This window comes from Desulfomicrobium baculatum DSM 4028, assembly GCF_000023225.1.
In the GTDB taxonomy this organism is placed as follows: Bacteria; Desulfobacterota; Desulfovibrionia; order Desulfovibrionales; family Desulfomicrobiaceae; genus Desulfomicrobium; species Desulfomicrobium baculatum.
The window spans coordinates 2,166,340-2,179,837 of sequence record NC_013173.1 but is presented as its reverse complement, the minus strand read 5'-3'; the positions used below and the strand labels follow the sequence as shown (position 1 = coordinate 2,179,837).

The window sequence follows — 13,498 nt, the reverse complement described above, 5'->3', positions numbered from 1 at the left end:
TGTTTGATTTTTTATGAAATGATTTTTCATGGCATTTTGTTGAAGAAAACATGTTGCATATGAACTGAATATCCCGGGGGAGAGGCGAATATGACTTTTGACCAGGCTCTCGTCATGGCGATTATAGCCGCTGCCATCGGCATGTTTTTATGGGGAAAATGGCGGCACGACATGGTTGCGATCGGTGCCTTGGTGGTTTGCGTCCTTCTCGGCCTGGTCGAACCGCAGGAGGCCTTTGCCGGTTTTGGTCATCCCGCCGTGGTTACGGTGGCTTGCGTGCTGGTGCTGAGTCGTGGTCTGCAATCCTCCGGCGCGGTCGATGTGCTGACCCGGACTGTCTTGCCGGCCAACGCCGGTCCGACGCTCAGCATCGCGGCCTTGGTCACCCTGGCTGCCGTGCTTTCCGGCTTCATGAACAATGTCGGCGCACTGGCTTTGCTGATGCCGGTCGCAATTCAGGTTGCCGGACGTCTGGACCTGCCTCCGGGCAAGGTCTTGATGCCTCTTGCTTTCGGGTCGATTCTGGGTGGCACCACAACCCTGATCGGGACCCCACCCAATCTTATCATCGCGGGCTTTCGCGCAAACCAGCCGAACACGGACGCCTTTGGCATGTTCGATTTTTCGCTGGTCGGCCTGCCGCTGACCCTGGCGGGCATTGTCTTTATCGTCCTCATTGGCTGGCGTCTTGTCCCGGCGCGCAGGCAGGCGGGAGCGGCTGGTTTCGAGATGAGCGCCTACGTCACCGAGGTTCGCGTGCCGGAAGGCAGCGTCACGGAAGGTAAGCAGGTGCAGGAAATAAAGGCGGTTCTGCAGGAGCTTGATGCGCAAATGCTGGATCTTGTGCGCAACGATATCCATGTCCGTTCTCCCCGGCCCGGCAAGATTCTGCATGCCGGAGACATATTGGTTCTGGAGGCAGACGTGGGGGCTCTGAACGAGGTGCTCATGCGGCTTGGTCTCAAGCTGGAAGAGGACAAGCTGCCGGATGCTCCTGACGATAAAGATGCCAAGCCTGTCGATGAAGATCATTTTGATGTCTTGGAAGCGCAGGAGCCGGGCGCGGGTGACGCTGAACCGGCCACCTTCGAAGACAATCCCGAAGATCGCGCGGATCTTGCCGCGGCAACCGAAGAGTCCGAGGACTCTCCGCGCACGGAAGAGACTGCGCTGATGGAGATGGCGGTATTGCCGGAATCCAAAATTGTCGGAAGTTCAGCCAGCGACCTGCTGCTGCGAACGCGGTACGGCATTAACCTGCTCGCTATTGCCCGTCAGGGCGAGTGCAGCATGGCGCGATTGCGTTCAATGCGGATCAAGCCCGGCGATGTGCTGCTGATGCAGGGGCAACGTGACCGTTTGAGCGGGTTTGCCGGCAATTCCGGCTGCGTGCCCTTGGCGCAGAGGGATCTGCGCATTCCCGACAAACGCAAAGCGCTCATGGCCACGGGCATCATGGTGATTTCCGTGAGCCTGGCGGCTCTGGGACTGCTGCCTGCGGCAGTGGCGTTCGCCGCCGGAGTGCTCGCGTCCATGGCGCTGCGCATCGTGCCCTTGCGTTCTGTCTACGAGGCGGTGGACTGGCCGGTGATTGTGCTGCTGGCAGCGCTGCTGCCGGTTGCCGGAGCCATGCAGCATACCGGCGCGGCCGATCTGATCGCGCGCCTGCTGCTGGAAAATGTGGCCCAGGGCAATGCCCTTGTCGGACTGGCCGTGGTCATGCTCACGACCATGGTTTTGACCGATCTCATGAACAATGCCGCAACGGCGGCCGTGATGGCTCCCATCGGGCTGGGCGCGGCGATTCAGCTCGGCGTCAATCCGGACACTTTTTTGATGGCCGTTGCCATCGGCGCTTCCTGCGCTTTCCTGACCCCCATCGGGCACCAGAACAACACCCTGATCCTCGGCCCCGGCGGATTTCGTTTTGGCGATTACTGGCGCATGGGCCTACCCATGGACTGCGTGGTCGTCGCCCTGGGGCTTCCGCTTCTGGTATGGTTTTGGCCTCTCTAGCATGAACCTTCGGTACGGATGAAAACGGCAAGGCTGATGCTTGAGCCATGCGGTGGCGTTTGGTTTGTGAACTGGATGACGTGACATAGACCGTCTGCACTCTTTTTTGCGGAGAATTCCATGCCCTTATTTTCCAAGCACGATTCCTGCCACCTGCTGGCGAACCAGGACGGTCAGGCCTCGCGACGTTTTCGGCATTACGATGCCTTTCTGGAGCACAATCATCGCGCTCTGCGCATCCTGGCTGAGCTTGAAATGCTGGACCGGGGGGCTGGTCTGGCCACTTTGGCCTTCATCCAGCGTCGTGGCACGGAGCTTCTGGTTCAGGTCAAGGGGCTGGTGGAATCCTTGAATGAGCTTTCAGGTCATCGGTACGAGGAGATTTTATCCGTTTTTGATACCGTGGCCGGGGAGCTTGACGCCTTGATCCAGCGCACGAGGCCGGTCATCGACGGCCCCCTGACGTTGTCTTTCGCGGAACTGGGCGCAAAAGACGTGCCTCTGGCCGGCGCCAAGGCCGCCAATTTGGCGCAGATCACCAATGTGCTCGGGCTGTCGGCTCCGGACGGGTTTGTCGTCACGACGGCAGGCTTTGATCTCTTTCTGCGCGATAACGGCTTGCTTGAGCCCGTGGAAGAAATGCTGGCCGATTTTGATCCGGACGCGGCGGACAAGGGCGAGGCGTGTCGACTGATTCGGGAAAAAATTCTGGCCGCTCCGTTGCCAGGCGCTCTGGAGGAGGCCATGCAGGGTGAATTTCTTGCGCTGTCCAGGCGACTTGGCCGCAAACCACGCATGGCAGTTCGCAGCAGCGCCGTGGGAGAGGACACCGCGGCCTCTTTTGCCGGTCAGTACGCAAGTGTGCTTCCGGTTGAAGAAAAGGATCTGCCCACGGCCTATCGCACAGTTCTGGCCAGTAAATACACGCCTCGCGCCATCCTGTACCGGTTGCGGTACGGGTTGTCCGACGCGGCCACACCCATGGCCGTGGCCGCCGTGGATTTGGTCGATGCCAGGGCCAGCGGCGTCCTGTATACTGTCGATCCTTCCATCCCGACGGCTAGGCAAGCACGTATCGACGCGGCCCTGGGTTTGGGCGAGCAGGTGGTCGGGGGGACCGCCTCGCCGGATGTATACCGGGTTGATCGTGACTCATTGTCAATCGCCCGGCGCAGCGTCCAGCCCAAAGGCGATGATCCGGAAAACATGACGCCTGCGCTGGCGGATTCGAGCGTCGTTGATTTGGTGCGCTCCGGACTTCGGCTCGAAGCCCATTTCGGCGCGCCGCAGGATATCGAATGGGCGGAAGATGCGGAAGGGCGGATCGTTTTTCTTCAGTCGCGCCCCTTGGGCATGACCAAGGTAGACAAACCCGCGGCCGCCTTGAAGACTGACGGCATGGAGCTGATCTTGTCCGCCGGTCAAACGGCATCACCCGGCAGGGTTTCGGGCAAGGCGGTTCTTGTTTCGGCGGAGTTGCAACCGGACCAGGTTGAAAATGCCATCCTTGTCGCCCGTACGGCCGCGCCCGATCTGGCCCCCTACATGAGCCGGGCCCGAGGGCTGATCACCGATCTGGGCGGAGTGGCCAGCCATTTGGCTTCCGTGGCGCGGGAGTTCAATGTCCCGGCCCTCATGGACACCCGCGAGGCCACGACGAGAATATCCACCGGCCAAGAGATCACCTTGCTGGCGGAAGAAGGGGAGGTCTATCAGGGCCTCATCCCCGAACTGGCCCGAAAGCTGCCCGGCAGGGAAGAAGATGAAGGCCGTGGGCCCATTGGCAGGCATCTGCGCGAACTGCTGGAACGCATTTCTCCCCTCAATCTGACCGACCCCAAATCGCCGGAGTTCACCCCCGGGGGGTGTCGCACTCTGCATGACCTGATCCGCTTCGCCCACGAAAAGGCCATGGAGGAAATGTTCAACATCTCCAGGCTCGCCGGTGAATCCCTGGTTTCGCGCAGCATGAGCGCCAATATTCCCCTGGCCATGCATTTCATTGATCTGGGCGGCGGATTGGCCGAGGGACTGCGTACCTGCGACGAGATTCGCCCGGAGCACATCCGTTCCAAACCCATGGCCGCGCTATGGCGGGGCCTGGCCCATCCGGGGGTGACCTGGGCCGGTAACGTGGACATCAGCGGGCGCAACTTCATGGCCCTCATGTCCGGGAGCATGGGGCCCGGAGGCACCGTGCCGCTGCAAACGAAATCCTACGCCCTGGTCTCCGCCGAATATCTGAACCTGAGCGTCAAGTTCGGATACCATTATTCGAATCTGGATGCGCTCTGTTCGGATGAGCCGGATGCCAACATCATAACCCTGCAGTTTTCGGGCGGGGCCGGCACCAGTTCCGGCAAGGCCCTGCGCATCGAGTTTTTATCCAATGTTCTTGGCCGACTGGGCTACGAGGTCGAGATCAGCGGGGACATGCTGCAGGCAGCTCTCAGAGGTCTTGACTGTCCGGCAATGGAAGATGTTCTGGATCAGACCGGCCGTCTGCTGGGGTGCAGCAGGCTGCTCGATCTCGCTATCCCGAACCAGACGGAGGTGCAGACTCTGACCGAGTTGTTCTTCAGGCAGGAATATGATTTTCTGGATCGTTCCGAAAAGCGCCTTCCCGGTTTTTACGCATCTTTCGGCCAATGGTCCCTTTCTGAAATGGACGGCCTGGAGGTCATCATGCAGGACGGGGCGCGTATGGGGCAGACAGTCACGTGCGCGCTGCATTTTGCGGCGAGTTCGGTGCTGGGCGAACGGTACCGGAAATTTTTGGAGAAGCGGCATGCCCGGCACTACTATCCCGTAGCCGTGAAGCGTGACAGTCGGCACGAAGATGGACGCATCCGGGTCGATGTGCGCATCGAGGCCGGATGCGTGGACCTCGCCGCCGGGCTGGCTTTCGGCCTGGCCAACGTGGGAAATTGTCTGGTGCTGGCTGCAGATGCCGCCGCAGGGGAGCTGCAACTGCTCGAATTTGTGAACAACACCAGACAGTTTTTGACGCGGATCGCTATGAAAATGTCTGTGGGCAGTTGGTTTGGTCTTGAGGTGAGGGTGATGGGGAAGGAGATCACCGCCCGCGTGGTTGATGGGCGCAGTCTGCGTTTCACTGCCCCCCGGCCCGTTGCCGGTTACGTCGGCCTTTGGGCCAAGGGAGACACCACGGCCTTTTTCCGGAATCTGGAAATGGATGGTGCCGTGCAGGAAGAAAAGCGATCAGGAGAGTAGGCCCCCCGAATTGCACAAATCGCAGGAGCGGCCGGTCGACCGCTCCCGCTGTGGATTTTGGTATTTTAGAACAGCATGTTAAGTTATCTGAACATGTATTTGATTGCGTACCCAAAAGACGGGTATGCCCACAACATGGATCGCAATTCGTCCACATCGACCTTCTTGCGCATGGCCAGTGCGAATAGGTTGATCGTTTCCTCTGCCGCGTCACCCAAAACGTGCGCCCCGAGGAGTTGGCGCGTCTCTTTATCGACCAGCAGCTTGAATCCCGCGCACTGCTGCCCGATGCGCTGGTATTCCGACCACCCTGCCGAATCTCCATGGATGACATCAAATCCTAAGCCCTGCTCGTGCGCCTCTTCTTCGAGCATGCCCACGCCTGCCAGCGGCGGGTAGGTGAACAGGGCGAATGGCGTCACGTCCTTGCTGATTTCGTGTATTGGGCCTTCGATGATGTTTTTGGCCACGACTTCCGCCTCCACGCTGGCCACGGGAGTGAGGGGCATGGTTTCGGCGATGACGTCTCCGGCAGCGAATACGCTAGGGTTGGAGAGACTCTGCATGCAGGCGTTGACGGCGACTCCTCCTTTGTGCGTGTCGATGTTGCCGGTGGGCAGGTCAAGGTCCGCCAGGTTTGGGATACGCCCGGCCGCGTTGAAGATTGCGTCCGCCGCAAAGCTTTGGCTGCCGTCTTCTCCGGCTTTCAATACCAACGCGCTGCCATCCTTTTCGATGGAGTGGGGTGGACAGTTCTGATAAAATTTCACCCCCATTTTTTCCAGATGTTCAGCCAGTCGCTTCACCAGGTCGGCGTCAAACTTTTTGAGAAACCGCTGGCTGCGATGAACAATCGTTACGTGCGCACCGGCCGCTGCCGCAATGTGGGCCATTTCAAAGGCTATGAATCCGCCTCCGATGAAGGCGATCCTCTCCGGCAGGGTTGGCATGGCCAAGAAATCGTTGCTGGAAGACAGCAGACTGCTGCCCGGGATGTGCAACTCCCTGGGAGTTGAGCCGGTTGCAATGCAGATATGGGAGGCTTCAAGCCGTGAATTTCCGCTGACGATGGTGTTTGGTCCGGCAAAGATTCCGGCCGCAGTGAATGTGTGGATGCCTAGCTTTTCGTAGTGTTTTTGGATTTTGTCCGGCAAGTCGTCCGTGAAGGTGCGTTTGAAGCGCATGAGTTCCACCCAGTCGAGCTTGGCGGAGCCGACCGGGCCTGATCCGGAGGCATTGTTGAAGCGTTCCACAGTCTCTGCGGCATCGGCCATCACTTTCTTGGGTTCGCAACCATGCAGAGGGCAGGTGCCCCCGAAACCGTGGCTTTCCACCAGCGCCACGCTCAGTCCGGCCTTGTGGCAGCGTGTGGCAACATGGCCTCCGGCGACTCCGGAGCCCAGGACGATGACGTCGAATTTTCGGGTTTTCAAAAGTAACTCCGTTTGTTCAGATTTCATGACCCGGTTTTCGGGAATGTCGTAATCATATCCAATAAAAAATGAATGTTACGTGACTCGTGCTTTCTCTTGAGATATATATCACTGTAGCGATTTGTCGTATGTGTTTGAAATCTTAACATAGCATGATCATTTGCAAAAAACAGTCGATTCGCAGATCGTGGTCGTAGCGTGGTGAGCGGTGCCAATTCATTGCCGTAGCACGAGGATAGGGCAAGATATGGGTTGTTCATGATGACGGATACAGATAATTCTGCAATTTTTCAAATCATGAAGAATGAAAAATCAGACGCGGATGTTTTTTTCTGTGCATGGTCGCGGGGAGATTTGGTTTTGGGGAGAGGAGCGGGGTATGCTGTGATGACGGATTCCCGTCCGTCGGGATGTTTTCGATCATCGCGCCGCTGTGAAAGCCTGTGAAAAGGTTTGAATTGTCTTAACTATTTGTAATTGTTGAAACAAGTGGGGGTATTTTTTTCGAACGCAAGGGCTCTGCGCTTTGCAAATTTTGAATTCCGCAAGGACTAGTGCGAAGTATTCTGTCAGGGAATTAATTCTGGTTCAGAAGATCAAGGAAGTACATCCCTCCTTGACGCAGTTCGTTGAAGGTGTGGATGCCTATTTTCTGCAGGATGTTCGAGCGGTGCTTGTCGACGGTTTTGACGCTGATGGCCAGGATTTCCGCGATTTCCCTGCTCTTCTTGCCTTTGAAAATCAGCTTCACCACATCAATTTCACGCGGCGTGAGGTTTTGCAGGGAAGACAAGCCTTTTCGCTGTCGTGTGGTGAAGATATAGTCCTTGATGATGTTTTTGGTGAGTTTGGGACTGATGAACAGGTCGTCGTTCAATGCGCATTTTATGGCCATGAAAAGTTCTTCGGGGTTTTCGCTTTTAAGAACATATGCGTTGGCGCCGTATTCCAGTGTTTCATAAAGAAAATCGCCGTTTTCATGGGCGGTCAATACGACAACCTTGACCTGCTTATCTATCTTGCGCAATTTCTTCAGGACTTCCGTTCCGAACATGTCCGGCAGTTGCAGATCCAGCAGGACGATGTCCGCAGGGTTTCGTCTGAAGGAATGCAGGGCTTCCCTGCCGGTAGCGACGTCCGACCCGCACGTGTAGCCGTCATGCATGTCGATCATGGATTTGAGTCCCATGCGCAAAAGATGATCGTCTTCAACCAGTAGAAAATTGCTTTTTTCCAAGGCGTGTCACTCCCGGATTATTCTCCAGCATGGCAGCAGCTCTGTCGTTGAAATAACGTATACAGGCATTGCGTATACGAGAGTATTTGGAAGGAGTTTACATGACGATGGAGATCATCAACAATGGCAATAATTATGTATTTTGAAATGCTTTAGGTAATAATATGTAATAATGAAAATCAGCCTCCCCCGTCGGTTGTATTTTGAAGGGCAGGCTGTAGAGGGCGTGCTATTCGGTGAGGTCTTCTTCCAGCATTTCGGTGAGAACATACATTTTGCGCTGGCGAAGGTCGGCAAGATTGTTGAGGCCGAGTTTTTCCAGGATGTTCGAGCGGTGCTTGTGAACGGTTTTGACGCTGATGAAGAGCGTGTCGGCGATCTCCTTGCTCTTTTTCCCGTCGATGACGAGTCTGACGATTTCCTTTTCCCGCACCGTAAGGTCGGCCAAAGGCGGCAGGGACTTACGCTGGCGATTGACGAAGAGGTAGGCCTCGACGATGAGCTTGGCCAGTTTCGGGCTGACGAACATCTCGTTTAGCAGCGCGTAATGGATACCCAGAAGCAGTTCTTCCGGCCCTGCCCCTTTAAGCACGTAACAGTTTGCTCCCCACTCCAGCGCCTCGAAAAGCAGCTCGTTTTCTTCATGAGAGGTAAGTACCACCACGGGGATTTCGGGTGCGATCCGCTTGATGTGACGCAATACCTCGATGCCGGAAATATCAGGCAGCTGGAGGTCAAGGAGGACAATGTCGGGATGATTGGAGTCGAAGAGGCGGATGGCTTGTTTGCCGCTCGCCGTGTCGGCTTCAATTGCGTATTCTTTTTTGGTCTGAATTATGGACTTCAGACCTAAACGAAGCAGCTCATCGTCTTCAACCAGCAGAACTCTTTTTTTCATGGTAAATTTCTCCCAATGAAAACTTTACCACGCGGTCTCGCGGAGTTCAACCCCCTACCGTTCACGCAAGGCGCCTCGGGCAGTCTTGATGATGGGGTTAACAATGTATTCAAGCACGGTTTTCTTGCCGGTCAACACATCCACTTGAGCCACCATGCCCGGGATGATGGGGAGTTCCTTGCCATTCTTGCTTGTCAGTGACGCGCTATCGGTGCGGACCTTGATGAGGTAGTAGCTGAGTTTTTTCTGTTCGTCGGTGATGGCGTCGGCACTGATATGTTCCACTTTTCCCGTCATGCTTCCATAGATGGAAAAATCGTAGGCAGTGATCTTGACATCCGCATTTTGCCCGGGATGCAGAAAGGCGATGTCCTCCGGGACCACTTTCGCCTCGACCAGGAGGGTGTCTTCCCTGGGCACGATTTCAAGCATCTCCATGCCTGGTGCGACAGCCTCGCCAATGGTCGTCACGAAGACCCGCTGCACGGTGCCGTCAACAGGAGAGCGGACGGTGGTGCGGTTCACCTGGTCTTCAAGGGCCGGAAGTGTTTCCTTGCGGCCTTCCATTTCCGTGCGAATCGTATTGAGCTCCTGCAGTATTTCCGTGCGATGGTTGCTTTCTCCTTCCTCGATGCGGTGCGCGGCCGCTTCAAGGGTGGCGTTCACTTTGGGAATGGCGATACGCGCATCGGCGATCTGTCCCGCGAGTTCCATCAGCTGGCGCTGGGAGCGCAAAAGATCCATTTCCGACGCGGCCCCCTTGGAAACCATGGCCCGGGTCATGTCTACTTCCTTTTTCAGGAGCGCATGGTTGCTCTGCAGATAGCTCAGCCTGCTCTTGAGCTCTTTGAGTTCCTGCAGACGCTGCTGCCTGTCGAATTCAAGAACGGACAGGGCGGCCTGCCGATTGGCGGCGCGAGAGCGCAGAAGCTCGGTTTGGTTTTTGAGCAGATGCGGCTTTTGGTCCTGCACTTCGGCCGGGAAAACTATGGTGTCCTTCCCTGCCAGCTCCGCTTCCAGGCGGGCGATGGCCAGGGTCTGATCGAGATAGTTTGATTGCTGCTCACGAAACCGCGATGTCATCTGCGTCTGATCAAGAAGGATCAGCGGCTGGTTCTTGGTCACCTCTTCGCCTTCGCGCACCAGGATTTCCTTGACGATGCCGCCTTCGAAATTCTGGATGCGCTTGATTTCCGTGGAAGGGATGATCTTGCCCATGCCTCGCACCACTTCGTCCAGAGGAGCGTGGGCCGCCCAGGCAATGGCTGCCGTGAAGAACATGGCGATGACGATGAGCAGGAGGTTGTGCGTAATCCTGCTGCGCCTGGTCATGTCATCCAGTTCCATCGCAAAATTCCGGATCTGCTGTTCCCGGCAGGCGTGCTCTCCCGCAGGCTCGGTGGATGCGCGTGAATCGTTTTGCGCGGGCGCTGGCGGTGCTGTTTCGGGTCCGGGCGCGCTGGGCGCAGATTCGACAGGATTGTGCTGGGTGTTCATTGTTTGGCCCCCGGTTGCTGCTGCATGTCTTGATTGACGGGAATTCCTCCGGACTGCAGTTGCCGCACGATCACGTCCTTGGGCCCGTCCGCCACCACCCGGCCGTCGTCAATGACAACCAGACGGTTCACCAGTTCAAGGAGAGAGGGACGATGGGTGATCAGCACCAGCGTCCTTCCGTCCAGAAATAATTTGAGGCGTTGCAGCAGCAGCGCCTCGGACTGGGAGTCCATGGAGCTGGAGGGTTCGTCCATGACCAGGATGCGCGGGTTGCGCAGCAGCGCTCTGGCGATGGAGATGGCCTGGCGCTGGCCTCCGGAAAGGGTGCCGCCGCGTTCCCCTACGTGCAGGGCGTAGCCCTGGGGGTTGGTGCGCATGAAGTCGTGGGTGCCCGATATCTGAGCGGCTTGCAGGATTTCCTGGTCCGAAGCCTGGGGATGCGCCATGCAGATGTTCTGCCTAACCGTACCCTGGAACAGCGCCACATCCTGGGGCATGTATCCGGTCCAGCGACGCAGATCCGCCGGGTCGACCTGGCGCAGGTCCGCTCCATCCACCAGCACCGAGCCCTGATCAGGGGTGTAAAGACTCAATATCAGTTTCCCCAGTGTTGACTTGCCCGAACCGGTCCGCCCCACGATGCCCACGCGTTCGCCGGCTGCGATGCGCAGGTTCAACCCCTTGAGGGCAGGGAGTTTTGAACCAGGGTAGGAGAAGGTGACGTCGCGGAATTCAATGTTTCCCGCCAATTGCGGCCTATGCAGAAAAGAGTGCGTATCCGTGCGTTCGACCGACAGGCTCATGACCTTGTCCAACTCCGAGTAGGCGTTCATGGTATGGTGCAGACGCGTGAGGAGCTGGGCAATCTGGGCGAAGGGGGCCATGACCCTGCCGCTCAGGATGGAGCAGGCCACCAGCCCGCCCGTTGTCAGCGTGCCGTCTTTGATCAGGTAGACGCCGACAATGATGATGACCACGTAGGCGAACTGTTGCACGAATCCCGTCAAGTTCATGGCCAGGTGGGACAGGGAGCGTAAGCGGATCGCGTGCCTGGCGCTGTCGGCCGTGTCGCGCATCCAACGCTGGCGCATGGTCGCCTCGCAGCCCAGGCCCTTGACCGTTTCGATGTTGCTCAAAGTCTCCACGAGCACTCCGTGCTTGCCGTTGCCTTTGGCCATGGCGCCCTCGACGGAGTTTTTTATGGGCACGTGGATGGCCAGGCCGATGAGGATCGTGATGGGCAGGACGGCCATGAAAACGAAGGCGATGGGGCCGCCGATGTACCAGAACATGGCGATGAAGAGCAGAATGAAGGGCAGGTCCACGAAGCTCACCAGCGTGGCCGAGGTGAAGAAATCCCGCAGGACTTCCAGTTCGCGCAGGAGGTTGGCGAAAGAGCCCACCGAGGCGGGCTTGTCCTTGAGGTGCATGTTCAGGAGCTGGTCGAAGAGTCTGCCCTCCAGTTCAACGTCGATCTTCTTGCCGGTGTTGTCGATGAAGTAGGCGCGCAGGCTTTTGATGGCGAAGTCGAAAACAAAGACAACGGCCATGCCGATGGCCAGCACCCAGAGGGTTTCCAGGGCGTTGTTGGGCACTACCCGGTCGTAGACGTTCATGACGAAGAGTGGCGAGGCCAGGGCCAGGATGTTCAGAATGGCCGCCGCGATAATGACCTGGGAGTACGAGCGCCAGTTTTTGAGCAGGGCGCTCAACAACCAATGCCCTTTGGTTTTGAGAGAAGGGCGTTGGTGCGCAGACTCCTCCCTGATGGGCAGGAGGTAGAGGACGTGGCCCGCGTGGAGCTTTTCAAGTTCCTTGCGGGGCATGACCTTGACGCCTTCTTCGAGGGCCGGATGGGCGACGGTCAGTTTCTCGCCGTCCATCTCCACGAGTACGCAGGCCTGGTCGTCTTCAAGAAAGAGCACGGCCGGCAGGGCGAAGCGCGCGACCTGTGACAGAGGACTCCTGACGATGCGGGCAGACATGCCGGCGTTGCGGGCGGCCGCTTCGACCTGGCCGGGAGTCAGCCGCCCCTGCGCGTCGAGAGGCAGGCCGGACAGGAGGGACGCGGGCGAAAGGACGCGGCCGTGATGTTTGGCGACAAAGAGAAGGCACCCGGAAAGCGCGTCGGTCGTTGCCTGGCTTTCCGTTCGTTCCGAGACGACGGGTTGGATAGTTCCGCCGTTGGTTGTTTGCGACTCCTGCAGCATCTGACTCTCCTTGCTTGCGTGTTTTGATGACCGCTTACGCTGTGAGCGCGTTGCAGGCATCTTATTGAAATGTTGCACAAATTTGACGAGCTACAAATGTTCCGGATTTTGTTCCGAATGATTCTCTCGCCGTTTGAGAAGCACGCTCGCGAGTTTTTTTTCCCGGCAGTCACGATTGAAGTGGTGTCCGGGAGGATTTGCGCCGTGCCGTGCTGTTTGAAGATCAGTGATACGGGGTGGGCTGCCTTTGAGGGGGTGATGGCCTTTCCCGTATAATTAGACATTACATGAGCGGAGAGGGTAGAATTATTCCTAAGGATCAGTATTTTTGGATCCTATTTATGCATATTTTAGTATGTATTGTATTTTGAAATGTCCGCACAAATGCATATAAACATATAGCGTGTGCTCAGGACATGCCGTGCTCAGGGAGGATGCGGGAGGAGAGAGGGTCATCCAGGAGGTCAGTGCGAAACATCGCGAGAGATCATTGTCAGGGACTGCTGAAAGAATTCGGAATGTGCCGCAAAAGTGATCCCCGCCTACGTGTGCCTGGCGAAGTGCGTAGCCTGGGCAAGTGGGCTGGTATACGTCGGGGTGGATCCATGCTTTTCAGGTAGTGAAAAGACATTGAGCCCTTTTTCACCGGGACGACTATCGTTACCGTAACCTCTGTGGCGGGAGGCCGCGAGATTTGCTCAAGGGTGAGATTTCGCGGCCTCCCTCTGTTTTGTGGTAGGGTTTTTGTTTTAAAATTGAAGGGGATGTATTAGTATTTACGTAGGTAATTATTTATCTTGGATGTGATCTGCGTTGGTTTCGAAACCATCTACTCAGTTTCTGGCGATGATCGGGCGCGTAGCGCTGCCTTAAGTGTTTTCTTTTCGTTTAAAATCAGCATGATAAATATTGATTTCTCATTATTGCCGGCAGAGGCAAGTCCATGGTGGCCCTGTTCTTATAGGTGGATGAT

General features: G+C 57.0%; 7 protein-coding genes. 2 read left to right on the top strand and 5 right to left on the bottom strand.

Annotation, left to right across the window (positions count from 1 at the left end; all coding sequences use genetic code 11):
* Nucleotides 1–90 precede the first annotated feature (90 nt).
* Both DBAC_RS09455 and DBAC_RS09450 read left to right on the top strand, forming a co-directional pair.
* Entirely contained in the window at nt 91–2,016 is a 1,926-nt protein-coding gene (locus DBAC_RS09455) for an SLC13 family permease (protein WP_015774069.1), read from the top strand.
* 120 nt (nt 2,017–2,136) lie between these two features.
* Complete coding sequence (locus tag DBAC_RS09450; RefSeq protein WP_015774068.1) at nt 2,137–5,250, top strand: PEP/pyruvate-binding domain-containing protein; 3,114 nt, start codon at nt 2,137–2,139, stop codon at nt 5,248–5,250.
* 83 nt (nt 5,251–5,333) lie between these two features.
* On the opposite strand, the gene DBAC_RS09445 is transcribed toward DBAC_RS09450, so the two are convergent.
* The 5 genes from DBAC_RS09445 to DBAC_RS09425 form a co-directional block, all read right to left on the bottom strand.
* Complete coding sequence (locus tag DBAC_RS09445) at nt 5,334–6,683, bottom strand: dihydrolipoyl dehydrogenase family protein (protein WP_015774067.1); 1,350 nt, start codon at nt 6,681–6,683, stop codon at nt 5,334–5,336.
* Between the two features lie 577 nt (nt 6,684–7,260).
* Nucleotides 7,261–7,920, bottom strand: a complete 660-nt coding sequence (locus DBAC_RS09440) for a response regulator transcription factor (RefSeq protein WP_015774066.1) — start codon at nt 7,918–7,920, stop codon at nt 7,261–7,263.
* Nucleotides 7,921–8,149: 229 nt separating this feature from the next.
* Nucleotides 8,150–8,818: a response regulator gene (locus DBAC_RS09435; protein ID WP_015774065.1), complete on the bottom strand. Its 669-nt coding sequence runs from the start codon at nt 8,816–8,818 to the stop codon at nt 8,150–8,152.
* A 54-nt stretch (nt 8,819–8,872) separates the two neighbouring features.
* Complete coding sequence (locus tag DBAC_RS09430; RefSeq protein WP_143890875.1) at nt 8,873–10,315, bottom strand: HlyD family type I secretion periplasmic adaptor subunit; 1,443 nt, start codon at nt 10,313–10,315, stop codon at nt 8,873–8,875.
* Nucleotides 10,312–12,525: a type I secretion system permease/ATPase gene (locus DBAC_RS09425; RefSeq protein WP_015774063.1), complete on the bottom strand. Its 2,214-nt coding sequence runs from the start codon at nt 12,523–12,525 to the stop codon at nt 10,312–10,314. Before DBAC_RS09425 ends, DBAC_RS09430 begins: the two co-directional genes overlap by 4 nt.
* Nucleotides 12,526–13,498: the final 973 nt, after the last annotated feature.